We start from the raw sequence: 26,345 nt of genomic DNA, 5'->3' as shown, positions 1-26,345 counted from the left end.
ATCAGGGGTTTAGGATTTTATTGGAGATGGGACGCGGTGCGACTTTCGAACCATTGCCGCCCAATCACTTACAAAATTATTTCGGTTTCGGGAAAGCGCATCATTATCAAAAGTTACGCCCTCGGTAGGGGTGCCGGTACATGCAATGGAGGGATTAGGGTTGCCGGATTCATCCACCGTAAACCCTTCGCGTGAAATAGCCGCACAGCCGGGCTGGTAGACATGGTTTTGGGCTTCATTTTTGAATAAGGTGATGAGCCCACGCTGCTGCAGGTTTTTATAGAGCAACGATTGATTCTCATCGATGGAAACATTGGCAATCCGGGCATCAATCAAATAATTGGTGGCTACACTTTCATCCAAATCTTCCGAATAGAGCACAAAGGTATGATCATCTTCACTCGTTTGTAAGGAAGGATTTTGAGCCATCCGGAAATTTAGCATACCTGCCTTTATCAGTGCCAGGATTTTCTCACTGCTTTCTATGGGCGGACCGAATGTTACGCGGTTCAGCAGGCGCCGGAATCTGCTATCAACATACGCTTGTGATTCTGGCTCCAAACCGCCGAAAGCATATAAATCGCCAAATACCGGGGTGGCCTTACGCCATACCGCACTTGCCGCCGCCCAGGGACTGTGTAACTCGCCCTTCTTTGCTTCGGCTAAAAAGAACTCCAGGTACTCTTTAATTTTGGCGTGAAATGAATCCGCATGGAGGAAATCCGGCCCATCAAGATGAGATAAAAATAAGACCGGATCAAAGCGCTGAATGTCCGGATGTTGCTGATGAAATCGCTCAATATGATGTTCTATTTCCGCATATGTTTCACAGTCCTGCAGGTCTACCTTGTATTCGTACTTTTTCAGCTGAACATCATAAAAAGCAACATTCATCTCCTGGTACAACACCGGCAGAATGTGTGCTTTAAAATCAAGCTTTGCTCCGTGTAAATCTGCTTTTAACCGGCTGAATGCCTTTTTGGTGAAGAATTTTAAGGGCGTGGGATTTTGGGGAGCGGGTCCGCGCGGAATCATCGGCAAGCCGCTGCGGGAAAAAGGATACATTACCTTCGGCTCCTTTCCAGAGGATACATATTTGAGCGAATCACCCTCGCGTTCAAAGGTGCCGCCCCGGCCTTCTGTTAAGGCGAGCACTGCATCCACAAACGTAAGGCCGATGCCTTTCACCGCTACGGAACTGCCGGCTGCAACCTCTTGCAGTTCAGAATTTACCGGGTATATAAAAGGAACAAAACCAGTGCCTTCATTCTGTTGAGCAAATTGTTGATACTCTTTTTCTTCTTCCGTCAATTTATTTTTGGGATGTCCGGTAGCAAGCAGCACCTGATCGTATTGATGCGGCATCTTTTGGACATCACCGCGAGCTGTTTTTACGTGGATGGAATAGCACTCATCTTCGTTCTCTTTTTCAAGATCAATGACTTCTCCCTGAAAGTATGAACCTCTTACACCCTCCGGCAAGTGGTTCGCAATTGCATTGAAGCCATCTTCCAGATATTCGCCAACCAACGCCCGGCTTGCATACTCCTTTTCAATTACAGTACGATTCTTTTTCTTTTGAAGCCATTCGGTTAGCGACAGAGGCTCGGGTACTACCGGACGCGGCTGCTCATCAATCCACATATTGACATCCCCAATCGGGTTATTCATTAGTAAATACTCCGGTTGGTTAGGTTGATAAATATCGCCCGCACCAAAATGGGCCGTTTTGTTGTACACGTGGATTTCAACTTTATGCTCTACCAGGTGCGCCTTGAATTGAGCCGCCAGTCGTTCAAAGCCATACATTCCTTTGGGTCCGCCGCCTATGATGGCAATTTTTTGGAGATCATCACTTTCTTCTGCATCAACTTCTACTTCTTGTGCTCTGCCTTTGACAGCGATTGAACATTCTGATTTCTCAAAATGAGCCTTTATCCATTCATCATTATAAATAGTATCCAGGTAGCGCTCGCCATTATCGGGCAAGATGAGCGCGCAGCTTGATCCATCCGGAATTTGCGACCTCAATTTCTCAACTGCAGCAATAACAGCACCCGACGATCCCCCGGCAAGAATCGCTTCTTTGTTCAGCAATCTATGGCAACCGCCAACACATTCCTTGTCGTTGATGTGTACCACGTGATCGATAAAGTCTTTATTTAACAGTTTAGAAGAACGCCCCGCTCCATGACCGGGCACCAAACGTTCTGCTGCAGAAGAACCAAAAATCACACTTCCCAAGGCATCAACGGCCACCATTTTGGTGTGTAAATTTTGGCTTCGTACATATTCGGCACATCCCATAATGGTGCCGCAGGTACTGGTGGAGGCAAACAGGTAATCGGGCGGATTATCCATGCTCTCCACGATCTCTGCCATGGTTTGGTGATGCGCGTGTGGATTGGCCTTATTCGCATATTGATTAGGCCAGTAGCTATTCGGAATCATATCTAACAAATCCTGCACCCTTTGCAACCTGCCGGAGAGATAATTACCGTGTTCATCGGGCGTTTCCACCTTTTCGATGCGGACTCCAAAGGCTTTAAGAATGTTTAAAGTATGGCGGTTAATTTTAGGATCCACCACCACAACCAGGTTCAAATCATAATAACGGCACAACTGGGCGAGGCCAATCGCCATATTGCCGGAACTTGATTCAATAACGGTAGCGCCCGGTTTGAGATCTCCGTTTTCTAAAGCATCAAGGATAATTCGAGAGGCAGGGCGGTCTTTAATGCTTCCGCCGGGGTTAAACATTTCCAGCTTGGCATACAACCTCAATGGAAAATCAGCGCACACCTTTTTCAACTCAATGAGTGGTGTACGCCCAATTGTAGATAAAATTCCTTCATTAATAGTATTCATGCTATGTAACCAAATAAAATGGCGGAAAACTTTTACTTAAAAGACTTGAGGCTAATCAGGTATTGTTGTTTTAATATGCCCTCTTCCATATCAATATCAGTGAATACAGAGACATGGCGAAAATAGTCTGATACTCTTCTTTTTATCGTAACAAGTTAGATGCAGTTAGTGCGCAAATGTTCCTTAAAAGACTGAAGCTGTCTTTCCTTCTCAGGTTTGCCGGGCCACATAATAATAGTTCTCTCCTTCATCTATATATTGATCAATGAGGGATAATCCGGCGGAGGATAAAATGCGCTCATATTCCTCAGCTCCCAGCGACCGAGATGTTGCACCAGCCATTACATCCGTCCACCGACAGGCTTGTTTGGGAGAGGTGAACAAAAACTGTCCGCCCGGTTTAAGAATGTTTACTACGCGATGGATTAATTCGGATTGGGCATTTTCATCTAACAAAAACATCAAACCCCAAGCTATCACCCCATCAAATGTTCTGCTGAAGAAATCCGAACTTTCTACGGGCTCACAAGCCACAGGCACATCAGGAAAGTGTTCACGAAAGGATTGCACGAGCGTTGGAGAAGCATCGACCCCATAAAGAGTGTGACCCTCTTGCACCAACGTTTTGGTAATAGGAATGCCGTTGCCGCAACCCAGATCCAGGATCGTGGCATTTGGCTTCAAGGTTTGTGCCCACAAACGAACTTTATCTGCCCCAACCGTTGATTGACTGCGGTGAGCTATAAACTCCCTGGCTACTGATTCATAACCGTTGGCAGGGTCTTTTTTCATGGTTTATCTGGTTGGATTCCAGACCTTCGGCTTGTTCTCAGGTGTTAGGAATTTGCATCAATAATTTTTTACTTTTTCCAACAGTACAGGAACCCGATTTACTGCAAAATCCCACATTGCTGCCTCATCAATTATATCATACCCATGAGCTATGATATTTCTGAAATCTATAATTTTGCGGTATTCAGGAATTTTATCTGCAAGCGAATCTTCTTCAATTCGGGATAACCTGAGCAACGCTTCCCCGATGATTTCAAACTCTCTTTCTATTGCAAGCTGGAGTATGCGTTCCTCCTGAAAATCCTCAAAACTTTTACCCTCAATAAAATCCAGAATTTCCTGACATGAAAGGCTTATATCAAGGAGTAATTTTCTGGCTTTATGCGGCATAGAGAAGCTCTTTGGTCTGTTCTACTTCCTGCTGAAAGATCGAATTCCTGAACTTTTTGAAGTGATATAAGTCTACAGGCCGGCCATAAATTTGCTCCAACTCCTGCTTGAACCCAATAAATTGATCAAATGCACCTTCAAAACCCTGACGTTTAAATTTAACCATGAAATCCAAATCACTGTCTTCAGTGAAATCATTTGTAATTGCAGATCCAAACAGATATAGCTTCTCCACATTGTACTTCTTACAAAGTTGCTTAAGTTGTTCAGAATGGAAATCTATATTCGTAGCCATTGATACAATATCATTTTTGCACTCAATCAATTTAATTAAAACGGACAGACTTTTCTATCAGTTATTAACCTTATGGACCGTGTGTTTCATTCAACCACTCCAACTTAGTAATTGGAAAATAGATTAAGGACTACTGCTTCATAAGCGTTGGTGGGGTCTTTTTTCATCTTTTTTTGTTAGATTTTCCCCAATAGTTGCATGCGAAGTACTTCTTTGTTCAGTTCGGTGATTCGATATCGCAATATTTCATCATCTTGCTCAATGATTATAACTTTATGATCTTGGGCATCCAGCTGCCACTTTCCGGGCCTGAAATGATGCCCATCATCCGGAGCAAGATAAAACCACGTGCAATAACCATCTGCTTCAAAAATATACTGCATTCTAAAGCGACTCGGAGGGAATTCCTTGTAATCATGAGGCCTGTAAACACTCACGTCGCTGCCCTGCGGCTCTTCCTCATAGGAATGAACCCAATGTTGGGTTAGTTCTTCCAGATTGATATCCGTGGAGGAATCATCGCCATTTGTTTTGAGTGAACAAGCGGAAAACAACAATATCGAACAAAAAAAAGAATAGCTTATTAGACGCATAGTATTTTTTTCTACCTAGGAATTTGGCAACGAGATTAATGTGGGTATACAAGTCTTCTGGACCAGGTGGTCCTTTCAGGCATCCCCAACTGGGTATTTCAGCAAAAGTTTAGAGATCTAAAAGTAGAAAAACCGATTTAGCAGTATCATACAGAATGAGAATAGCATAGACAAAAATTCCAATAATGATAGTGTCAATAAAGTAATCCTTAATACAAATTGAATTATATAAGTGCGAGTATTTCAAAAGCATAACCACTACTGAAAAAGCTATAAGACCTATTTGCTCTTTAATTGAAAGTAGCATTTCATTCTTTGTTTGAAGAAAATTTGCAGAACTATTCTTATCAATAAGGTCTCTTAATTTAGTTAGAATTATTCCAAGGGTAGCAGAATTAATAGCAAGTAATGCCACCAAAAGAGTGATTAAATTGTTTTTTAAAAACTCATTTAAATATTCTGAGTTAACAGAAGTTTGTATCGCCACCAAGATGAATGCGATTCCAAGTGAAATAAAAATATTTTTAAAAACATCATTCATTCCAAAAGATCCTTCAACAAATCAGTTATTTCCTTTGAATTAATACCGGAAATATAAATATCGTCAATTTCAATAGTTTTGACTGATTCTCCTAAACTTATCATTTTTTTTAAGTTTTTGATTCTGAACTTGATATCACCTCCACCTTCACTCGAATAATCAACTAAACCATCTATATTCTTGTTTTCTTCCTGAATATCCAAATGAGAAGACTTATCAGATTGAATTTTCATGTTTGTCTTTTGCGAATTTGTAGCCTTCGCAAAATCCTTTAACTCATCGCTTAACTTCCCAGATATGTTAGCCAGATTTGGAGTTATTAATTCAAATTCAACAGCAACTATTCTTTCCTGATATTCATCAACTACAGCCCAAAAAGAATTCTCTTCAAATAATGGTTCAATCAAACATACAAGATTATACCTTTCCAAAACTCTATTTACGTTCTCTTCGAAAAGTTTAACAAAGGATTTAGTTTGTTGAAATGCGTCTCTTCTTTCTTCAACAACAAAAAATTGTTTATCAGGACTATTCCAAATACCAACATAAAAAGAGGGCCAATTGTCAATTTCTTCTTCTGTAAATTCTCTAGTTTCTCTACTAATGGACCTGTTTACCCCAAATTTAAATAGAAAAAAATCATCATCCTTGTGCCTAATTTTGTGTGCAAGCTCTGAATAAGAATAATCAAAGTCATTTATTTTAAGAATTGCCTCTTCGAAAAATTGATTTTTCTTTGCAATCAATTCTTCAATTGATTCAATTCCATCAAAAAAATCCTTCTGTATATTTCTGGATATTGGAAGAATTTGATATCTGTAAATTTGAAAATCTGTCTTCTTTTTTCTGGCCATAAGTTTTATTCTAAATGAAAGCTGATATCATCTTATGAGAAGAAAATGGAATTAAGGCGAACAACCCAAAACGACTTTATATGTCCCAAACCTTCTTATTCGCATAAACTCCCCGAATTCCTCTCCAATATAACAATCTCCCCCACTTTAGCAAGCAGAGATAGCTCTAAGAAACAGCATATACAAGAACTTATTGTAGAAAAATGACAGCTCTTAGCAACTAGCCTTACAGATCACTTATCCCCAGACTTCCCTTTCTTTCCACCTATAAAACTACCAAAGCTGGCACCTATGGCAATTCCAATACTCAGCCAAAGCGCCAGGTTATCGAGAGCCACACCGAGGGCTGTCCCAATGGCCAAGCCTAAACCCACGCCCATTCCAGTGTTGTTTTTTTTTCTGATCTGATTTACCCGTCATATGAAAACCTGTTTATTTGTAAATCTACATGGTCGCTAAGATGTAGCCTTTTTCTCGTTAAGAACGGATGCCAACCTCTGAAAACCAATATCACCTGTAAACCAACCGGGCAGAGGTTTGTTGTCTTTGTTGATCCATTTCTACCCACATTCTGATCCTACGGATCATTTTTTTATCTCAGGCAGGATGCTTAAGTAAAATAGAAAATCTACAAAACCACCCGGCTAATTTTCACTTTTCCCCTTTCACTTTTTACTAAAAACCCACCTACCTACCCCGAATTAGCCAGAACCACCCAAGCAGAGAAAGCTCTTAAGTCAAACGCCAGTTCACTAAACACTCAAAACTCAACATTCAAAACGTCTAAACCCTAACCATATCCGCACGGTGCAGGCTAATGGTAAAGGTAGAGCCTTTGTTGGGTTCGCTTTCAATATGGAACTTCTCCCCGTGGGCTTCCATGATGTGTTTTACAATGGCCAGTCCCAGTCCGGTGCCGCCCCGTTCTCGCGACCGCGATTTATCAACCCGAAAAAAGCGTTCCGTTACCCTTGGAATATCTTTTTCGTCGATACCAATCCCCGTATCCTTCACCGATACAAACACGCGCTCGGGCTGTTTCGGCTTCACGTACACATACACTTCCACTTCCCCGTTGGGCACGTTGTACTTAATGGCATTTTCTATCAGGTTGATGAACACCTGCTTCACCTGGTTCTTGTCCACCTTCACCTTCAGGTTCTTATCAAAGTCGTGGATGGTGAGCTTAATGTTCTCCTTCTCGGCCTTGTAATTCAGGCTCTCGATAATGTCATGGATTACCTCGTAGAGATAAATTTCCTCAATCTCAGATTTAAGCTCCCCGGTTTCCAGCTTGGAAATCTCCATAAGATCTTTGGTGAGATAGATCAGCCGGTTCACATTTCGCATAGCTTTGCGAAGAAACTCCCGGTTCACCTCTTCATCTTCCAAAGCACCATTCAGCAACGTTTCGATAAAACCCTGGATAGCAAAAATGGGTGTTTTCAGCTCATGAGAAATATCCCCAATAAATTCCTTGCGGTAGTTTTCAATCCGGTTCAAGCGCTGAATCTCCCGCTCAATCGTCCGGCTTGATTTGATGCCCTGTTTGGTCAGGTAATCCAGTTCATCACGCTGCGAAGAAGAAACCTCCGCATATTCCATAAACCGTTTGCGCGCAATGTTTTTAAACAGTCGTTCAACAATCTTGAAGCGTTGCTTGGCATAAAAATAACTGATGCCGTAGGTGAGCAGGAGAATAAATAGTCCCGTTATTAAAGCAAGACTAGCGGCTTCCTTTGGTACAAGCTGCAAATACAGCCAAAACAAGAGGTACAGAAACACAGCGGAGGCAGCCGCCACCCGAAATGCTATCCTGAACCCAAAGCGAAAAAGTAACTTTTGTTTATCCCTTTTTGATTGGCTCATTCCTTAAAACGATATCCTACCCCTTTTACTGTTTCAATGTAGTGGTCACCCAGTTTTTCCCGGATTTTACGCACGTGAACGTCCACCGTGCGATCCACCACATAGATGTTATCTCCCCAAACTTTATTAAGCAGTGTTTGCCGGTCGCGTACTTTTCCTTTGCGGCTGGCCAGGTAATACAGCAGTTCAAATTCTTTACGTGGCAGCTGGAATTCCTCATCGCCTTTGGTCACAATGTAGCGATCTTTGTCGATAGACAGGTCGTGTACGTCCAGGCGATTCACTTCTTCCTGGGTTTCTTCAAAGCGGCGCATTACAGCCTTGATTCTGGAAATTAACTTGGTAGTACTGATCGGCTTGGTGATGTAGTCATCGCCGCCTTTATCCAGGCCTTCCACTTCGGTTTTTTCATCACTGCGGGCTGTTAGAAAAATGATGGGGATGGCTTTCAGCTCATCATCAGCGCGCATTTTCTCCACCGCTTCCATCCCGTCCATCTTGGGCATCATAATATCCATCAACACAAGGTTGGGATTATGCTCTTTGGCTTTTTTAATGCCTTCTTCTCCGTTCTCTGCTTTAATTACATCGAAACCTTCCTTCTTCAGGTTGTATTCAATCAGGTCCAGAAGATCCTTTTCGTCGTCAACTACAAGTATGGTTTGCTTAGCCACGGTGTTGGTGTTTTGTGATGAGTTCCGTATTTGATAGGTACAAAGGTACCGTTTTAATATAAGATTTAGCGCATTAAGAAATTGTTACGGCCTTTTTTGGATTCAAGATTAAAAATTGAAGATTGCGAAGTCTGACTGCTGGTTGCTGGTTGCTGGTTGCTGGTTGCTGGTTGCTGGTTGCTGGTTGCTGGTTGCTGGTTGCTGGTAAATTCAAGATTTCTAATTCATCATTCCAAATTACTTCGAAATTCAATGTTGAATATTCAATATTCGATATTCCGACCCTATTTTTTGTTGATAGTTTGTTAGTAAAATTCATGACTAATTGCCCTTGGCAGCATTGACCCTCCCCTTAATCCCCTCCCAAGAGGGGAAATACATTGGCATGATTTAAAGTCGAGCAAGTTTCATCCAGCTATCAAGAAATTCAAAACTCAACACTCAAAATTCAACATTCCTTGCCCTCCATTCTTCTCCTCCTTTTTATGAGTAATTTCATTAATGTTGTAACAATCAGAAATTCATTCCTAATCCTATGAAAAAGATCGTCGGTTTTATTGCAATTCCTGTTCTGTTAATCACCTTGTATTTTGCAGGACCAAAACTCGGAGAAGGCTCTATTGTTGAAGATTATGACTCTCCCGTTTATGCCTTTACCAATGTAAATGTGCTGCCAATGCACGAAGAAATTATACTGGAAAACTATACGGTCATCACCCGCGGCGACCGTATCGTTGAAGTAGTCCCATCCTCTGAAGCAAAGATCCCCAAAAGTGCTACTGTAATTGACGGCACGGGCCAGTACCTGATGCCCGGTCTGGCAGAGATGCACGGCCACGTGCCACCCACCGATCCCGGCCCTGATGCCCCCGCCTATTTTGATGATGAATATGTGGAAAGTACGCTATTCCTGTATGTCTCAGCCGGTATCACCACCGTGCGCGGAATGCTGGGATATCCCAATCAGCTGGAGCTAAAAGATCGGGTAAACAGCGGTGAGCTTATTGGTCCCAACCTGTACTTGGCCGGACCCAGTTTTAACGGCAACACGGTATCCTCTCCTGAACAAGCCGCCGAGCGGGTACAAGAACACGTGGAAGAAGGCTGGGATCTACTGAAAGTGCACCCCGGCTTATCGCGGGAAGAATACGATGCGATGGCCAACGCCGCTCATAAAAATGATATCACCTTTGGCGGACACGTTCCCGCCGAGGTGGGTGTAGTGCATGCCATCGAAAGCGGGCAAATATCTATCGACCATATTGACGGCTATGTGGCTTATCTGGATGCTTTTGAGGAAGCAGAACGGGAGCAGAAGATGGCCGACATCATCCAGATGACGATAAATCATGGTGTATGGATTGTACCCACCCAAGCACTTTGGGAAACCATTATCGGCGCAGCCGACTACGAAGCAATGAAGCAGTACGATGAACTCAAATACATCCCAAAAGCGGTAAAAGAAAACTATTTTGCTTTTGCGGATAATCCCGGAAGCAGCTATACCATTGGCAGCCCGGAAGAGCAGGCTGAATTACGACGCAAGCTGCTCGAAGAAATGAACAAGGCCGGCGTTAACATTCTGATGGGTACCGACGCCCCACAGCTGTTCAGCGTGCCCGGCTTCTCTATTCACCGCGAGCTGCCTCATATGCAAGCCGCAGGCATGACCAACTATGAAATCCTGCAAAGCGGCACCCAAAAAGTAGGCGAATATTTTGCGAATGAAGATGAATTTGGAACCATTCAAAAAGACCAACGTGCCGATTTGGTGTTAGTGAATGGCAACCCGCTGGAAGATTTATCTGCAATCCAAAATCATTCCGGGGTGATGGTGCAGGGTAAATGGTATTCGAGAGAAATGATCAATAAAAAACTGGAAGAGATAGAAGCTTATTATGCTAATTAAGCGGTACAAAAAACATCCTCACTTTATATTTTTTCTGTCTGCTATACTACTTTTTACGGGTATTGCAGGATGTAGCGGCAATGATAATGATGACAATGACAATCAGGAACTAAGTGCTACCCAACGCGAAGCCATCGATTATTTTAAAGAAATCGCCCTTGGTTTTGAACTGGGCAGTGCTTCAGAGATAACCCGTAAATGGGATGAAGATATGGTCATCTACGTGGGCGGAGAGAAAAAAGACTATCTGATGACTGAGCTGGAGGATGTAATACTGGAGCTAAATGAAATGCTGGCTGCCGACGGAGTTGAGATTCGTACCACAGCGGACTCATCCCGTTCCAATTTCTATCTATTCTTAGGTTCAGGTCAGGAGTTTGAAGATCGTTTTGAGCCCGCCAGAGGTCAAACAGCCAACAACTATGGGCTTTTTTGGGTGTATTGGAACAGCCGCAATGAGCTGAATCGCGGAGCCATGTATGTAGATCTGTATCGCCCCGAACAAGTAAACCAACTCCACTTGTTGCGGGAAGAGCTAACGCAATCACTGGGGCTGGCCAAAGACTCTCCCAAATACCAGAACAGTATTTTCCAAAGTTCGTATTCCGGTTCGGTCACCGAATATTCCGATCTCGATAAAGCCCTGATCTCTTTGTTATACCATCCAGAAATGGACACCGGCCTGAATGCTTCCGAAGTAGAACCGGTTTTGGAAAGGATTGTTACCGAAGTGGTGGATTAAGTTGCCAGCTTGTTGCTTAGTACTTATCTCTGTGTGAGTTGATTTTTGGAATGATTGGTAATCTTAGTCTAATATCCTTTCTCTGGCCACATCAACCCACCCCTTAATCCCCGCCCAAGCGGGGAAACGCTTTAGTTTCGACTATATTTAACAGACATGAAAAGAATTCAAAACTCAACACTCAAAATTCATCATTCAAAATTACTTCAGCGTTCCTCGTTCAATATTCAATGTTCGATATTCTTCAGTTCCCCAGCAGATCCTGCACTTTATCTTCAATTTGATCCGTTATGCCGCCTTTAACCGCTTGCTCAACCGCTTCTTGCAATAACGGTTCCATTACCTGCCTTATGCTCTGCTGAACGGTATTGCTGCCATCCTTACCAATACCTTCCAGTTCAATCTCGGAAAGACTTGCCTCGGCAGTGCGTTCGCGGTCAATGGTTGTACTGACTTTCACTTTTCCATTTTCAACCCGCAGGTAGTTGATGACCAGGCTGGTTTCGGAAGAGGTATCCTCGCCACTGCTCATGTTATCATTCAGGGTTTTAAGATTAGCCCCGATACCCTTCTGCTCAAAAAATAACTCCGGACTTTTCACTATGATCTCTTCAACGATAATCTGATCCGAAAACAGCGAACCCAAATCCACCTGCATAGAAGCCTGACCGATCTCTATAGCTGGTTCATCACTAAAGCCTTCGGGATTCTCCACAGTAAAACCATTGATGCTGCCACTGCCATCAAACAGGGAAACATCCACATCATCCACTGAAACTTCGGTACCCAGCAGCTCCGAGCCGTTTTCTTCTATCCCCGACTTTACCATCCCGTCAATAGATAAAGTAAACACGGAAAAAGCCACTATTAATACCGCCACAATTCCGCCAACAATTTTGATTCCTTTATTTTTCATCACGTTGTTTTAGTTAACATTCATTGGGTTAAAAGGCAGAAAGGGTGATTTTGTTCCATGTTGAAGAGGTTGGGAAGAATTTCAGATTACAGATTATGGATTGTGGTAAAAGGATTAGCTGCTTTCGATTACTCAGTTCCTGGCTACATTTTACCCACCCCTTAATCCCCGCCCGAGCGGGGAAAACTCGGTAGCTACATTTTGTATCGAAAGTACCCATCCAGCAAGAAACCAAATTCAAAATTCAACACTCAAAATTCACCATTCCCACTTACTTCACCATTCCTTGTTCATTGTTCAATATTCAATATTCCCTGATCTTCCGTTTTCCTCTTTTTACGAAACTCCGCTTTACTACCTGCCCTTTTTTTCTAAATTGATGCCGCTATTATGCTTAACAGTTAACACTAACTACGATATACACATTATGAAGCCAATCCGAAGCCTGTTGCTCGCGGTGGCTTGTGTGCTGTTGTTTGGGGTGAATGGATTCTCGCAATCCACTCCCCAGGCCTTTACCGGCGCACAAATCATCCCTATCTCCGGCGAGCCGATAAACAACGGAGTTCTTGTAGTACACAATGGAAAAATAACAGCGGTAGGCGGGTCCAATACCCGTATTCCCAATAATGCTGACGTGCACGACGTCTCCGGCAAAGTGATCATGCCCGGACTTGTTGACACCCACTCTCACATTGGGGAAGGCGATGGCGGCGACCGTTCTGCGGCCATGCACCCGGATGCCCGCATTATGGACTCCATCAACCCGAGAAGCGACAGCTTTAAACGGGCACTGGCCGGTGGCATCACCTCCGTAAATGTAATGCCGGGCTCCGGATTGCTTATTAGCGGACAAACCGTGTACCTGAAACTCCGTGATGCCAATACCATTGAGGACATGCTGTTGGTGGTGGATGAAGAAAATAACATCTACGGCGGACTAAAAATGGCCAACGGAACAAACCCCATGGGTTCTGGTCCAAGGCCAGGAACCCGTGCCAAAGCGGCGGCCATGGTTCGTGACTTGTATGTGCAAGCCCAGGAATACAAAAAGAAAATTGACGCTGCTGACGGCGATGAAAGCAAAATGCCGCCCCGTAACCTGCAGCTGGAAACACTGGTGGAAGTACTGGAAGGCAAACGAACCGTACACAACCACACCCACAAGCATCAGGATATTTTAACCGCCGTCCGTCTTTCGCAGGAATTTGGCTATCGCCTGGTTCTGCAACACGTGAGTGAAGCATGGAAAGTGGCCGATGAAATTGCAGAAGCCGGTGTTTCCGCCTCTATCATTACGCTGGATTCTTTTGGCGGAAAAGTAGAAGCGGCCGAAATCAAAAACTCCAACGGGGCGATTCTGGAAGATGCCGGCGTATTGGTTGGCTTCCATACCGACGATGGTATCACCGATTCCCGCTTGTTCCTGCGCTCTGCTGCTGTAGGGGTTAAAAACGGAATGAGCCGCCAAAAAGCCCTTGAAGCCGTAACTATTGCCAATGCTAAAATGATGGACATTGACGACCGCACTGGCACCCTTGAAAAAGGCAAAGACGGCGACTTCATCATCCTCTCCGGCGATCCCCTGAGCGTATACACCCATGTGGAAGAAACCTGGATTGAAGGGGCCAAAGTATGGGACCGCGCCAATGAAGAAGATCGCAAATACGCCACCGGCGGTTATCAAATTTACCCGGGTACTATTCACACCCATCATGAAGGAGGTTCACAATGAAATTGATCAAACTTTTAGTACTGATACCAGCCCTGCTGTTATCAGCTTACAGTACGACGGATGCCCAGATTGCCGTTAAAGGCGAAACCGTTTACACCATGGCGGGTGATCCCATCTCAAACGGAGTAGTACTCATCAAAGATGGAAAAATTGAACGCGTGGGATCTGCTTCCAGCATCAATATTCCTTCCAATTATGAAGTGTATGAAGCCATGGTGGTCACACCCGGCCTCATTGATGCCCATTCCGTGGTAGGCCTGGCCGGATACTTAAATGTGGATGCCGATCAGGATCAGCTGGAAACATCCAATCCCATTCAACCTGAACTGCGGGCTATGGATGCCTATAACGCACGGGAAGCTTTGGTAGGCCATCTCCGTAATCATGGCATCACCACGGTACATACGGGTCACGGTCCCGGCGCCCTCATCAGCGGCCAAACCATGATTGTGAAAACCACCGGCAATACGGTGCAGGATGCTTTGGTAGATTCAACCACCATGCTGGCTTTTACCCTGGGTAACAACCTGAGCCGTGCATTCAGCAAACCCGGTACCCGCGCCAAAGGCATCGCCATGCTGCGGCAGGAACTGATTAAAGCGCAGGACTATCTGGAAAAGCGCAACAGCGACAATCCTCCTTCTCGAGACATCGGCATGGATGCCCTGGCTGATCTGCTGGAAGGAAAGATCAAAGCGCTGGTTACGGTACACCGCGCCCATGATATTATGTCGGCCATTCGCCTGCAGGAAGAGTTTGGCTTCCCGATGGTACTGGATGGGGTAGCGGAAGCCTACCTGATTATGGACGAACTCAAAGAAGCCGGTTACCCGATAGTGGTGCATCCCACTATGATACGTCCCGGCGGCGATGCCAAAAATGCCTCCATGGAAACGCCCGGTAAATTGTATGAAGCCGGTATCCCCATCGCTTTCCAAAGTGGCTTTGAAGGCTATGTGCCCAAAACGCGCGTAGTACTTTATGAAGCCGGATTAGCGGCGGCCAACGGACTGGGCATGGAGAACGCCCTGAAAGTACTGACCATTGATGCCGCCGAACTACTTGAAATCGACAACCGTGTGGGTTCTCTGGAAGCCGGTAAAGATGCCGATGTGGCTATGTTTGACGGCGACCCGCTAGAGTACCTCACCAAAGTAACCGGTGTGATCATCAACGGCGAAAAGGTGAAGTAAACCACGAACTACAATTCACCATTTTTCAGACATCTATATACAAAAGCCGCGTTACCGCGGCTTTTTTTGTTGTGATAGAATATCTAAAAACATCATTGTTGATCTCTTAAGTCTTACAGCGAGCCCACCGTGTTTTAATTGAAGAACACATTTATCGAGCGCTGACTTAAGAGTACAAGCCAAGCAAGTCTCTGACTTGCATTCCACCAACACAATTCATCCTCGTTCCGTCAGCTCTGCTGCGGAATGCCTCGGCGAACCTCCCGGTTCGCGTAATTTTGAAAGCCTGGATTGTTAGATTAACGTCCGTTCGAGATAAAATCTCGACTTTCACTGTAATTGCTCCGGTCTTCAGGTCGGAGCAACTTATTTCTTATCACGAACTGAGTTTAGATCATCTCTTAAGTCGTACAGTGAGACTACATCTTTTTCAAAGCAAGATTCAAACATTTTACCCTCAATAGAAGCCAAAGACTTCCTGAGCTGGAACTTTCCAGTCATCGCTGCGCTTTAGACTGAAAAGATCATTACCATCTTTCTTATGTCTAATACCTTCAAAAAAGCCAAATCACCGGAAAACATCCCCACCCTATTTGTGGAAGCCTGGATGCAGCGCGATGCCGATATGCTGGCCTCGTTATTTGCAGAAGACGCGGAATTTGTAAACGTGGTGGGCTTATGGTGGCATAACCGAAAAGACATCCGAAAAGCGCACGCTTATGGTTTTGAAAAGATCTTTGGTGATTCGGATTTGCGCCTGATGCAAACTTCAGTGAAAAACCTATCCGAAGATATTACTGTTTTACATGCTCGGATGCGACTCAAAAATCAAAGCCCAAAAGGGAATGTGGAAACTCCTTCCCTCCGGCAAAACCTGTTTTCATTTGTGGTTCAGAAAGAGGGCGATCACTGGATTTGTGTATCCGCCCAAAACACCGATATAGTACCCGGCGCCGAAACCAACATCATCGATGAAGACGGCAATTTTAAATCGGTGAATTACCAGAAGTAAAGAAAAAGGTTGTATGCCCGGCATTAACTCTCGTTCCGTCAACTCTGCTGCGGAATGCCTCAGCGAACCTCCGGTTCGCGAGAAAATAAACAGCTTTGGGTGTCTTCCCTGCAGGACTATTTCGCCTCACCCAAACCATCATATTCTCATTGGATCATCCCCATCAAATCGTATACATCAATAAAGACATGCTCCTAATTCTTCCAGCAGAATCGGTTTCTATTTTAAGCAATTCACTTCGGGACTGAAATACCCCTTGATCGGTCTTCTTAATTTTTCCGGTATGATCGGTTTCTAGCACCCGAATATCAATATCTCTTTTACCTTCTCCAGATTTTATTTTATTGGCAGTAGGAAGAAGCTTATCTACTTCCATTCCTAATGAAAAAGATGTGTCACCGAGTTTTAGGTTTGATTTATTTGTTATGAAATCAATTCTGCTTAAAACATACTTCCCGTTCTTTTCTGGAAAAATAAGCCTCAATCCCGGGTAGTAACCCATCTTTCTTTCAAACAAAACCGTCCCGTCATTTGCTACATCCTGTTCTGATTTGATGTTAATCGGTTCACCCCAAATCCTGATCGTCTCTTCCAACGTTTTGTTGTTTAAAACCTCTTTTAGATTTAGAGTATGATTAATCCTTCCATCTATAAGAGTTTGGGCAGTGATATAATTTATGACGTGACCGTTTTGCCCTTCTGTCTGGTTAATCAATCTATCATTTGTCTGGGCAAAGCCATTCAAATAAATGCTAATGAAAATTATTATGGATAAAGCTTTCTTCATTGATACGTAATCTAAATGATAAGCATTAAATCAACCCATCCTTGGCCCTCGTTCCGCCGCTCTGCTGCGGAATGCCTGGTCGAACCTCCCGGTTCGCGTGAAAATTAATACCCTTTTGAAACATTACTCACCCCTCAATCCCCTACCAAGAAGGAAAGTTCATTGACTAAACTCGGGATTGCATGTATTCAGCAACTCTATAATTCAAAACTCAAAATTCCTCATTCCAAATTACTTTTACTGAATACTAAACTGATCTCCCTCGGTTAACAACTTAAAATTCACCCCGCGGTTTTCGGATTTCTGCATTTCTTCGTTGAAATCGTTAATAGGATCCATCTGCCCGTCATCGGCCAGCGGGAAGGTGCCGAAGTGCATGCCAAAGCTGATGTCGGCGCCAACATCTTTGTGAATTTGGATAGCCTCGGCAGGATTTACGTGCATGGGCTTCATAAACCAGCGTGGTTTGTAGGCCCCGATGGGTATCAACCCAATTTTTATGTTGGGGAATTTCTCCCCGATTTCTGTAAAAAAGGGTGCATAACCGGTATCCCCGGCAAAATAGATATCACCATGGGCGGTTTGGATGATGTAACCCGCCCACAACGTTTTGTCCCGGTCAAACATGCCACGAGCTGAAAAGTGCTGGGCCGGAACCGCATGGATGGCAATCTCATCCATACCGGAAGTATGCTCCCACCAGTCCAAAGCTTCTGTATCCTGGATGCCGTATTTATTCAACATCAGCGGCACGCCCAATGGAGCAATTACTTTGGGTTGATACGATTGATTCAGCTTTTTCAGGGTTTCGATATCGAGATGGTCGTAGTGATTATGACTGAGTACAATCAGATCAATTTCCGGCAAGTCTTCAAAGCGGATGCCCGGTTCGCGGTAGCGTTTCGGTCCGGCAAAAGTAAAAGGACTCACACGCTCGCTCCACACCGGATCGGTGAGGATATTGAGTCCATCCACCTGAATCAAAAAAGTAGAATGATTTACGTAGGTGATTTCGAGTCCGTCTTCAATACGGTCGGCCGGTTGCGCGGGCGCTGTTTCTGGCCGGCCCGCAGACTCACTCCATTCGCCCTGATCGCGGTTTATGTACCAGCGCATTACATCTGTGAATCCTTTGGAAGGAATGTCTCCCGGATTCTCAAAGGTAGTGCCGTTAAAGTGGTCAGTTTTGGGGCCCTGGTAACCGGGTTCGGAAATCATCCAGCCTACTGTAGCTATTGTCACCGCAGCGATTAGGAAAATTCCAGCAATCCATAAAATCATCTTCTTAAAAAAACTCATGATGGGGTTTATTTTTGTGTGAGATGATACAACGCTTTTTCCTAAACAACCATTTATAGTAGAATCTGTTTTTTGTGATTGAAGATCTTTGACAGGATAAATCACAGGGAATAAAAAAAGCCGGAGCGAATAACACACTCCGGCTTAAATCGTGATTAACAATGCCCATGTCAATCATTCTGTACAGATTCATCCAGTTCTCGTCCTAATTTTTCATACAGGCTTCGCCGGCCTTCTTTATCGCCTTCTAAAATTTTGAAGGCAAATTCGGCTACGGCCAGGGCGTGCTTACGCGGCACTACAATTACACCGTCACCATCGGCCACAATAACATCTCCCGGATTAATTTGAACTCCTCCAATACTCACCGTCTTGTTTACGGATTCTACCTCATTGCGCCCGGGACGAATACCTCTTCCCCTGTTTTCCTCATCATAATAAGTAGGAATACGCTGTAGTATAATCTCATCGGTATCCCGGATGCCACCATTTGAAACGATGCCTACTGCTCCGCGGCTCACCCAATCCAACGAATTATAAGACCCCACCGTGCCCGTATCTCCGTCTCCCTCCACATCCAGCACTACTATTGTTCCGTCTTTTATGAATTCAACAAAGGGTTCAGGCGAGAGGTCGTTATACCAATTCCCCTCCCAGGCACGATATTCTTCATAGGTTTTGGGCGCATCCTGTACCGTTTTATTGGTAGGAATATAGCGGGCCGTTACAGCTATGCCCCGAACCACATGATCCATAGTTTGTACATCCCGCCAAAGTGGGGTAATTGACTGATCGAGCAGACCGGTATTCCAAAGTCCTACAAAGTCCATCCCGTCGGATACATCCGCTACACGCAAATCTTCATACAAACGTAGTATTTCTTCATCCGTAAGTTCTTTTTCCTGGCCGAAAACCATTCCGCTTATAAAACAGAAAGCTAAAAATAATAATGAGGTTCTATACATATCAGTTACCGTTGGTTAGATTAGCGATTGATATTACCTCAATTTAATTGAATAAAGAGTGTTTGTCTACTTCAATGCATTCATGACTTTCTTGAGTGTGCTTCTTATCCCTCACAGTCTACATGTTGGCGGAAACAGACAGATATACCTGCGTGCCTGCATTTAATCCAAAAATTAGCTACACTATTTTCAGAGCACTGAAAAACCGGTCGAGTGGTTTAGTGACGGGGATATTTTTAGATAAACGAAGAGAACCATGGGGTTTAAAAAGCTAAAGAGATCTTTCTTTTTCTGGATGGAAAAGCTGCAAATATCCAGAAGTGAGCGCATTGCCTTCTCGGTATTGCTTGCCGTGTTAGGGACTTCTTTTTTGATGCATTTTTTTCTCAATCGCAGTTTCAACTATGATCAACAGCAGTACGACGAAATCATGGCGGAATTTGATCGCCGCAGTGCAGAGCTGAAACAGAAAAAGGAGGAGATTGCTGAAAAATACCTTCCGGACACCTCATCCAAAGCTTCAAATGAACAGGCCGATGCCTACGAACCGGAAGACTCCGATCAACCCAAAACAGAAGAGGCGGAACCATCAGCTTCAGATGTAGTGTATACCTCAGAAACCATCAACATAAACACAGCGAACAGCCAACAACTGCAGCAACTGGATGGTATCGGTCCCGCTTACGCCCGGCGTATTATTGAATATCGCGAAAGCAACGGTGGCTTTGAAACCATTGACGAACTGCTTAACGTGAAAGGCATTGGCGAAAAACGTCTTGCAGGTATCCGTCCATTTATAAAACTTGAAAATTAATCCGTACACATCATCCTGAATACAGGAAATGCGTATGTTGGTTAAGTTTGCACTGCAATATTCATTGAGAACATCCTTGCTTCGAAAACCAAAATAACCGGATATAATTTTTTATTTTATCTGAGGAAATAAATCCGCTGCCTTTTGGTTTTTAATGCTTTAGTGGCAATCCTAAAATCAACAGAAATTCATGCCAAAAATACTCTGGGCCGATGATGAAATAGATCATCTGCAATCACACATTATCTTTTTAGAGAAAAAGGGATTTGAAATTACCCCGGTAACCAACGGCGATGATGCGGTAAGCATGATCAGCAAGGAATCCTATGACATTGTGTACCTGGATGAGCAGATGCCGGGGATGGGTGGCATTGAAACGCTGGAGAAAATTAAATCGCTGCAGCCCTCACTGCCCGTGGTGATGATCACCAAAAGTGAGGAAGAGTCCATCATGGAGGATGCCATTGGCGGCAAGATCTCCGACTATCTCATCAAACCGGTAAATCCCAACCAGATTTTATTGACCACCAAACGTCTGCTGGAACGCGGGCGTTTGCAGTCCGAAAAATCAGCCCAAACCTACCTGCGCCAGTTTAATGAGTTGTCGAACCGGATCCATCCCTCCACCCACTGGGAAGAATGGATTGATATTTACAAAGAACTTACCAATTGGGAAATTGATTTGGGCTCCGGGGATGAAGGCCTCAAGCAGGTACTGGCTGACCAATTTCAGCAAGCCAACCGTGAGTTTGGGAAGTTTATAGACAACGAATATATCGAATGGATGGGCGGTGATGACGGACGCCCCCTGCTCTCGCCCGAGATTTTTAAGCGGTACGTAAATCCGCTGCTGGAAAAGGATGAAAACGTAATGTTTTTCCTGATTGACTGCATGCGTTACGATCAGTGGCTGATTTTTGAGCCTTACCTGGCTAATCACTTTTCTATTGATACCGATTTCTACTACTCCATTTTGCCCACCGCTACGCCTTACTCGCGCAATGCTATTTTTGCGGGATTATACCCGGCTGATATCGAGCGCATGTACCCGGATTTATGGCAACAGGGTCAGGATGAAACCTCCCTGAATCGCCATGAAGAGGAACTATTGCGATTGCAACTGGAACGGGAAGGCCTGGATCTAAACTTTAAATATGAGAAGATACTGAACGCCGAAACCGGCAAGAAAGTGGCTGATAAAATGCACAGCTACTCCCAGTCAAAACTGGCGGCTTTTGTGTTTAACTTTGTGGATACGCTGGTGCACTCCCGCTCCGATTCGGATGTAATCAAGGAGCTGGCACCGGATGTTTCAGCTTTCCGTTCGGTAACGGATGCCTGGTTTCAGCACTCAACCTTGCTGCAGATGTTTAAAGCACTGGCCGAGGAAGATGTCACCATTGTGATCACAACTGATCATGGTTCGGTTCGCTCTTTGCGAGATACCAAAGTGTACGGCGATCGCGACACAGCTACCAACCTACGCTATAAGTATGGCCGAAATCTCAAAGCCGATGAACCGGATGCCGTACTGTTTATGGATAATCCCGAAAATTATCGCTTACCAAAACCCGGAGGGGTGAATAATTACATCATTGCACGTGAGGATTTCTATTTTATCTATCCTACCAATTACCACAAATATCAAAACCGGTATCGGGATACCTTTCAGCATGGCGGAGCTTCTATGGAAGAGATGATATTACCGGTGGCTACGCTGCGACCGAAATAACGAGACTGGATTTGATACCGTGACTACCTTCAAGAGTTCTTCCGTAGATGAAACGATGCGCTTTGCATCCGAGTTTGGTAAACAACTTAAAGCCGGGGATGTGGTTTGCCTCACCGGTGATTTAGGTGCGGGCAAAACCCATTTTGTGAAAGGAGTAGCCGAACATTTTGGCATCAAGCCGGAAACGGTGAGTTCTCCAACCTATACCCTCATTCATGAATACTCGGGAGCTTTGCCGGTGTATCATTTTGATTGCTACCGGCTGGAGCATGAAGAGGAGGCCCTGGAAATTGGCGCAGAGGAATACTTTTACGGTGAGGGCGTTTGTTTGGTGGAATGGCCGGAGCGAATAGAGTCCCTTATTCCCGAGGAAGCGATTTGGGTAAAAATTTTACATCTTAAGGGCCATCAGCGACAAATTGAAATTCATCACTCCGATAACACCGAATAAGAATTAAGTAGTACCAGCGATGGGAAAATCTAAAAAAAGACAATTATCGTACCGGCTTGATTTACTTCCGGTCATTTTGCCCTATCATCGCCGGGCAAATAACAACCTGAGGACCGGCGATCTGGTGTATTATGGACCGAGTCCGGAGTACTACGGCATCGGTGAAGTGGTACAAACCGCAGAAAAAGTATGCATGGTGGATTTTCGCGGCACCGGTGAATTGGGAATTCACAAAGATGAAATGCTTTCCTCCTACCTCATTCCCATCCACAAGCTTAACCTATCTGGCGTATTAAAAGGGAAGTAGAATTCTTTCCCCATTTCGTTCCAACGCAGAGCGTAGGAACGAGGGGTAGTATTAAACAATGTTTTGATTACTGATAACTGATCACTGAAAACTGATTTCAGTCTTCGTAGTTGCGCAGCTTGGGAATAGGTTGAATCAGCTCTTTTGAATTGTTGGAAGGATCGTTCACCAATTCGGGTACGCGGAATACCGTCATATCCGGCAGCAGGTGATTGCCTTCAAAACCATCTCTCAGCATTTCGGGGGCATGTCCGGATAGCCATCTCCCAAAATCCTTTTCTTCCAAAATGACGGGCATGGATTGATGCAAAGGTTCAACCAAAGCGTTAGCGGGCATGGTTATGACAGCAAAGGAGCGTGTGGTTTTCCCATTTTCATCTTTTGTGATGGTGCACAGACCTGCAAAGCTCATTACATCTTGTTTAATCACCCGGAGCAGAAAAGGAAGCGGATCTTTCACACTTTTCTTCCATTTATAAAATCCGCTGGCAGGAATAATACACGGCGAAACAGAAACCAATTTTTTCAGTTCGTCATCCTTCAAAACCTCTTCCTGTGCAACCGATTGCAAATCGTCTCCTGATTGCCTTTTTAAACCCCATATGGCGCTTACTACTTTTCGCTCTTCTTCATCTTTTATCACAATGGGCATAGGAGATCCGCCAATCACATTATAATTGGCTTCAAATAAACTCTCCGATTCGGATGAGGCTTCAAATGTTTCTTCAATCACTGTTTTTTCTGCTTCCAAAACATATCTTTCCATAATAAATCACTCCTTTTTGGGATAATTATTGACTGACCGATAGCACATCAACAACAAGATTAACTATAAATTATTATACATTTAGCTGTTTCTTGCCAAAAATCACTATTAAAACAAACAAGCCATCATGATCAATCCAATTTATAACGGCAAAGAGCAACGCCTGCGTGCCCTATTCCGGATCCTGCTGTTCATCTTTGCGTTTATTGCCTCTATGGGCGTTTCAACGCTTATACCTTTTGTATGGCTAAGTTACCTGGTACGTTCCCTGCTAATTTTGGGATTGTTTTATGTGATGTTTCGTTTTGGCGATCGCCGTCCCTGGCACTATGCCGGTTTGTCCATCAACCGCCGCTGGATTAACGAATGCCTGGCAGGAGTTCTGATTGCCGGAGGAGTGATGGGGCTGATTTTTATCACAGAGTGGCTTACTGGTGGACTTGAAATAAACCGCTTTGCCTGGCAGCGTGGCAGCGAATCCCTTTGGTTGATTCCCATCATCGTATTTTTTGTACAGATGGCATCGGTAGGCTTTTACGAGGAAGTATTATCCCGGGGATACTGGCTTCCAAATATGACTGAAGGCTTTACTTTGGGAAGTATCAGTCCGCAAAAAGCATCTATTATTGCCATTGTGTTGAGCTCGGCCATTTTTGGCGTGGCTCATGGCAGCAACCCCAATGCTTCAATGACTGCGGTTGTCAATATTATGCTGGCCGGGGTGATGTTAGCGATTCCATTCATCATCACCGGAAGGTTGGCACTTTCCATTGGAATTCATTTCTCCTGGAATTTTTTCCAGGGCGGTATTTTCGGATTCCGGGTGAGTGGGATGGAAGTAAACGGCTCTCTTATTGAAATACGTCAGCTGGGACCAGAGTGGTGGACCGGCGGCTCATTTGGTCCCGAAGCGGGTTTGATCGGAATCTTCGGAATCTTGCTTATTCTTGGAATAACCCTGCTTTATCTTAAAATGACCGACGTGCCTCTCACCTATGCTGAATTGTTCTCCAAACCTTTTGAGGAGTTGAAGGATCACGAGAACACTGAGATTGTTTGATGGAGGCTTTTAAGATCTCAACATCTCAGTGTTGCATCAAGGCTGAGATATCGGTAGATAGCAACATGGAAATAAATTATAAACCACCTAAACTTTGGCCCGCTCCATCACCCGGCTCTAATGATGAAAACATTGCCTGCCAGTTCCGGCTGAGCCGAAGGATGGAGTGTTCTTTTTCATCATTCTGCAGAACCTATCCAGCTAATTTCCTCAACCACTCTTTCCAGTGACTCTTAGAGTGCTAACTTTGGCTTGTTGGTAATCATTTTCTGGCTAAGGTTCTTCAGCAGTAGCTTCATAATGATCTCTTAGTAACTCATCAGATTAGATCCACAGGGAAAACCATATGCCTTATCCCCTTATTTCCTCTTTCCCCTAAACCAACTTCATACGCTGTACTACTTGCAACATAATCACATCGTAAACGGCGTGGGCGGTCATGGCGGCAATTAGTCCAGCTTCGGAGAATATCACCCCAAGAAAAAAGCTGAGGCCGAACATCATCACTCCAAATAGCCAGTGACCCAGTGATGTAAAACGAAAGTAGCCATGAATACCTACAAATATGATGGAGGTGACAGTATTGCCCAATAAAGGTTGGATAGCTCCCCGAAACAGAATTTCTTCCCCAGCCCCTGCAAAAAAAGAAAGGTGCAGATGGTCAGTCAGGCTGAAGTTGGATTGTGAAAGCACGCGGATGATATAAAAATCGGAAAGTACGTCCGATACCGGTGGACGTTGCATGATAAAGATAATTACCGCTGCGGCAGCCCCTCCTGCTATCACCCCCACTAAAAGCTGAACCGGTAATGAAAAGCCAGAGGCAAATATTTGACCAAAGGATTCATCCCTCCAAAAATAGAAAATGCCCAAGGCCACTGATATGTACAAGAAGGCTGAGACAACCGAAAGTAACAACAAGCGTCCACTGGAAATGGATTCATCTCCGGAATAATCTGTCTCTGAATGTTCAGTTCTATGCTCTTTCAATTGAAAAGGAATTTTAATGCGGTAATTAATCTCAAAATTATGAAATTAGTGTGTAACATATTTTTTACATCACGTAAAGAACTTTTGACTATCAACTAATTCTTAATTCTTATGTCAAAACAAGAAATACTTTCGTGGACTTCCATCGGTTTCTCCTTTTCCGTGGTGTTTTTTTATGTACTGTTCGTTTTTGGCTGGCCGGATTTTTTGCCCGACTATTCAGACCATTTCACCAAAATATTCTTCAACGTGTTTTGGATTGCCATGGCCGTTGAACTCATTATTGGCCTTACCGAAAGTAAAAACCGTCCCAATAAAGATGAACGGGATGATAAAATTGAAGCATACGGCCACAAGTATGCCTATTCGTTTTTGATGGTAGCCATTGTTTTTATGCTCGCCCAAATATTTCTCTCCAGGATTTTTGGACATGAGGGCAGCCAGTATGTACTATTTGGCCAACCCAATATGATTTTTCATGCCTTGTTTTTGATCTTGTTTACGTCCAGCATCATCAAACGGGGCACGATGCTTTATCACTACCGAAAGAGCTTTTAACATGGAAGAAGGAAGCATACATAATCAAATCCGGAAACTACGTTTTATGCACGGAGAGATGACCCAACAAGAGCTGGCCGATAAAGTGGGCGTTACCCGCCAGACCATTAACGCTATTGAAGCTGCCAAGTATTCCCCTTCGCTAGAGCTGGCCTTTAAAATTGCCCATGCTTTTGATAAGCCACTGGAAGAGGTTTTTACTTATGAAATTTAGTGTGATGATTTAAAAAATA

At 44.2% G+C, this 26,345-nt stretch carries 29 protein-coding genes; 13 read left to right on the top strand and 16 right to left on the bottom strand.

The genetic code is table 11. The features are described 5' to 3' along the window. Positions 1–9: 9 nt before the first annotated feature. From sbnA to FN815_RS07915, 10 genes are all read right to left on the bottom strand, one after another. Positions 10–2,868 (bottom strand): 2,3-diaminopropionate biosynthesis protein SbnA, encoded by a 2,859-nt coding sequence (gene sbnA, locus FN815_RS07955; RefSeq protein WP_142454099.1) that lies wholly within the window; start codon positions 2,866–2,868, stop codon positions 10–12. 210 nt (positions 2,869–3,078) lie between these two features. Then, the gene (locus FN815_RS07950; protein WP_142454098.1) at positions 3,079–3,660 is read right to left on the bottom strand and encodes a class I SAM-dependent methyltransferase; all 582 of its coding nucleotides are present in this window, start codon (positions 3,658–3,660) and stop codon (positions 3,079–3,081) included. Between the two features lie 57 nt (positions 3,661–3,717). Beyond that, positions 3,718–4,050, bottom strand: a complete 333-nt coding sequence (locus tag FN815_RS07945) for a HepT-like ribonuclease domain-containing protein (RefSeq protein WP_142454097.1) — start codon at positions 4,048–4,050, stop codon at positions 3,718–3,720. Next, complete coding sequence (locus tag FN815_RS07940) at positions 4,040–4,345, bottom strand: nucleotidyltransferase family protein (protein WP_142454096.1); 306 nt, start codon at positions 4,343–4,345, stop codon at positions 4,040–4,042. The genes FN815_RS07945 and FN815_RS07940 overlap by 11 nt, the downstream gene beginning before the upstream one ends. A gap of 176 nt (positions 4,346–4,521) precedes the next feature. Further along, positions 4,522–4,938, bottom strand: a complete 417-nt coding sequence (locus tag FN815_RS07935) for a hypothetical protein (RefSeq protein WP_142454095.1) — start codon at positions 4,936–4,938, stop codon at positions 4,522–4,524. 109 nt (positions 4,939–5,047) lie between these two features. Continuing rightward, positions 5,048–5,479 (bottom strand): hypothetical protein, encoded by a 432-nt coding sequence (locus FN815_RS07930; protein ID WP_142454094.1) that lies wholly within the window; start codon positions 5,477–5,479, stop codon positions 5,048–5,050. After that, positions 5,476–6,333 (bottom strand): hypothetical protein, encoded by an 858-nt coding sequence (locus tag FN815_RS07925; protein ID WP_142454093.1) that lies wholly within the window; start codon positions 6,331–6,333, stop codon positions 5,476–5,478. Before FN815_RS07925 ends, FN815_RS07930 begins: the two co-directional genes overlap by 4 nt. Before the next feature lie 233 nt (positions 6,334–6,566). Then, positions 6,567–6,737: a glycine zipper domain-containing protein gene (locus tag FN815_RS18870; protein ID WP_484103617.1), complete on the bottom strand. Its 171-nt coding sequence runs from the start codon at positions 6,735–6,737 to the stop codon at positions 6,567–6,569. Positions 6,738–7,116: 379 nt separating this feature from the next. After that, a complete protein-coding gene (locus FN815_RS07920; protein ID WP_142454092.1) occupies positions 7,117–8,202 on the bottom strand; it encodes a sensor histidine kinase in 1,086 nt (361 codons plus the stop codon). Next, positions 8,199–8,876: a response regulator transcription factor gene (locus FN815_RS07915; protein WP_142454091.1), complete on the bottom strand. Its 678-nt coding sequence runs from the start codon at positions 8,874–8,876 to the stop codon at positions 8,199–8,201. The genes FN815_RS07920 and FN815_RS07915 overlap by 4 nt, the downstream gene beginning before the upstream one ends. Before the next feature lie 122 nt (positions 8,877–8,998). On the opposite strand from FN815_RS07915, the gene FN815_RS19315 reads away from it, so the two are divergent. From FN815_RS19315 to FN815_RS07900, 3 genes are all read left to right on the top strand, one after another. Then, a complete protein-coding gene (locus tag FN815_RS19315) occupies positions 8,999–9,220 on the top strand; it encodes a hypothetical protein (protein ID WP_425461073.1) in 222 nt (73 codons plus the stop codon). A gap of 191 nt (positions 9,221–9,411) precedes the next feature. Continuing rightward, on the top strand, positions 9,412–10,785 hold the full coding sequence (locus tag FN815_RS07905; RefSeq protein WP_142454089.1) for an amidohydrolase family protein: 1,374 nt from the start codon (positions 9,412–9,414) through the stop codon (positions 10,783–10,785). Further along, positions 10,775–11,527 carry a DUF2927 domain-containing protein gene (locus FN815_RS07900; protein ID WP_142454088.1) on the top strand — a complete coding sequence of 251 codons (753 nt, stop codon included), beginning with the start codon at positions 10,775–10,777 and terminating at the stop codon, positions 11,525–11,527. Before FN815_RS07905 ends, FN815_RS07900 begins: the two co-directional genes overlap by 11 nt. A 244-nt stretch (positions 11,528–11,771) precedes the next feature. Here the strand turns inward: FN815_RS07900 and FN815_RS07895 are convergent, their stop codons facing one another. Beyond that, complete coding sequence (locus FN815_RS07895; RefSeq protein WP_142454087.1) at positions 11,772–12,443, bottom strand: DUF748 domain-containing protein; 672 nt, start codon at positions 12,441–12,443, stop codon at positions 11,772–11,774. A 427-nt stretch (positions 12,444–12,870) separates the two neighbouring features. On the opposite strand from FN815_RS07895, the gene FN815_RS07890 reads away from it, so the two are divergent. From FN815_RS07890 to FN815_RS07880, 3 genes are all read left to right on the top strand, one after another. Continuing rightward, on the top strand, positions 12,871–14,178 hold the full coding sequence (locus FN815_RS07890) for an amidohydrolase family protein (protein ID WP_142454086.1): 1,308 nt from the start codon (positions 12,871–12,873) through the stop codon (positions 14,176–14,178). After that, positions 14,175–15,371: an amidohydrolase family protein gene (locus tag FN815_RS07885; RefSeq protein ID WP_142454085.1), complete on the top strand. Its 1,197-nt coding sequence runs from the start codon at positions 14,175–14,177 to the stop codon at positions 15,369–15,371. Before FN815_RS07890 ends, FN815_RS07885 begins: the two co-directional genes overlap by 4 nt. A gap of 541 nt (positions 15,372–15,912) precedes the next feature. Further along, positions 15,913–16,383: a YybH family protein gene (locus FN815_RS07880; RefSeq protein ID WP_142454084.1), complete on the top strand. Its 471-nt coding sequence runs from the start codon at positions 15,913–15,915 to the stop codon at positions 16,381–16,383. Between the two features lie 163 nt (positions 16,384–16,546). Here FN815_RS07880 and FN815_RS07875 read toward each other — a convergent pair whose 3' ends face one another. The 3 genes from FN815_RS07875 to FN815_RS07865 form a co-directional block, all read right to left on the bottom strand. After that, a complete protein-coding gene (locus FN815_RS07875) occupies positions 16,547–17,170 on the bottom strand; it encodes a hypothetical protein (RefSeq protein WP_142454083.1) in 624 nt (207 codons plus the stop codon). A gap of 237 nt (positions 17,171–17,407) precedes the next feature. Further along, a complete protein-coding gene (locus FN815_RS07870) occupies positions 17,408–18,469 on the bottom strand; it encodes an MBL fold metallo-hydrolase (protein ID WP_142454082.1) in 1,062 nt (353 codons plus the stop codon). Positions 18,470–18,639: 170 nt separating this feature from the next. Then, positions 18,640–19,434: an RraA family protein gene (locus FN815_RS07865; RefSeq protein WP_142454081.1), complete on the bottom strand. Its 795-nt coding sequence runs from the start codon at positions 19,432–19,434 to the stop codon at positions 18,640–18,642. A gap of 256 nt (positions 19,435–19,690) precedes the next feature. On the opposite strand from FN815_RS07865, the gene FN815_RS07860 reads away from it, so the two are divergent. From FN815_RS07860 to FN815_RS07845, 4 genes are all read left to right on the top strand, one after another. Then, complete coding sequence (locus tag FN815_RS07860; RefSeq protein ID WP_221930278.1) at positions 19,691–20,248, top strand: ComEA family DNA-binding protein; 558 nt, start codon at positions 19,691–19,693, stop codon at positions 20,246–20,248. A gap of 190 nt (positions 20,249–20,438) precedes the next feature. Continuing rightward, a complete protein-coding gene (gene porX / locus FN815_RS07855) occupies positions 20,439–21,980 on the top strand; it encodes a T9SS response regulator signal transducer PorX (protein WP_142454080.1) in 1,542 nt (513 codons plus the stop codon). Positions 21,981–21,999: 19 nt separating this feature from the next. After that, positions 22,000–22,431 (top strand): tRNA (adenosine(37)-N6)-threonylcarbamoyltransferase complex ATPase subunit type 1 TsaE, encoded by a 432-nt coding sequence (gene tsaE, locus FN815_RS07850; RefSeq protein WP_246075198.1) that lies wholly within the window; start codon positions 22,000–22,002, stop codon positions 22,429–22,431. A 19-nt stretch (positions 22,432–22,450) separates the two neighbouring features. Then, positions 22,451–22,738: a hypothetical protein gene (locus tag FN815_RS07845; RefSeq protein WP_142454079.1), complete on the top strand. Its 288-nt coding sequence runs from the start codon at positions 22,451–22,453 to the stop codon at positions 22,736–22,738. Between the two features lie 97 nt (positions 22,739–22,835). Here FN815_RS07845 and FN815_RS07840 read toward each other — a convergent pair whose 3' ends face one another. Further along, entirely contained in the window at positions 22,836–23,504 is a 669-nt protein-coding gene (locus tag FN815_RS07840) for an SOS response-associated peptidase (protein WP_142454078.1), read from the bottom strand. 127 nt (positions 23,505–23,631) lie between these two features. Here FN815_RS07840 and FN815_RS07835 point away from each other — a divergent pair, with 127 nt between their 5' ends. Further along, positions 23,632–24,564 carry a CPBP family intramembrane glutamic endopeptidase gene (locus FN815_RS07835; protein WP_142454077.1) on the top strand — a complete coding sequence of 311 codons (933 nt, stop codon included), beginning with the start codon at positions 23,632–23,634 and terminating at the stop codon, positions 24,562–24,564. A 375-nt stretch (positions 24,565–24,939) separates the two neighbouring features. Here the strand turns inward: FN815_RS07835 and FN815_RS07830 are convergent, their stop codons facing one another. Continuing rightward, positions 24,940–25,554 (bottom strand): CPBP family intramembrane glutamic endopeptidase, encoded by a 615-nt coding sequence (locus FN815_RS07830; RefSeq protein ID WP_142454076.1) that lies wholly within the window; start codon positions 25,552–25,554, stop codon positions 24,940–24,942. Positions 25,555–25,665: 111 nt separating this feature from the next. Between FN815_RS07830 and FN815_RS07825 the strand changes: the two genes are divergently transcribed. Together FN815_RS07825 and FN815_RS07820 are read left to right on the top strand one after the other, a co-directional pair. Continuing rightward, positions 25,666–26,112 carry a hypothetical protein gene (locus FN815_RS07825; RefSeq protein WP_142454075.1) on the top strand — a complete coding sequence of 149 codons (447 nt, stop codon included), beginning with the start codon at positions 25,666–25,668 and terminating at the stop codon, positions 26,110–26,112. 1 nt (position 26,113) lies between these two features. Then, positions 26,114–26,326, top strand: coding sequence for a helix-turn-helix transcriptional regulator (locus FN815_RS07820; protein WP_142454074.1), 213 nt, complete (start codon positions 26,114–26,116; stop codon positions 26,324–26,326). Positions 26,327–26,345 lie beyond the last annotated feature (19 nt).

This window comes from Gracilimonas mengyeensis (assembly GCF_900182705.1).
Classification (GTDB): domain Bacteria; phylum Bacteroidota; class Rhodothermia; order Balneolales; family Balneolaceae; genus Gracilimonas; species Gracilimonas mengyeensis.
This window is presented reverse-complemented; position numbering and strand designations above follow the sequence as displayed.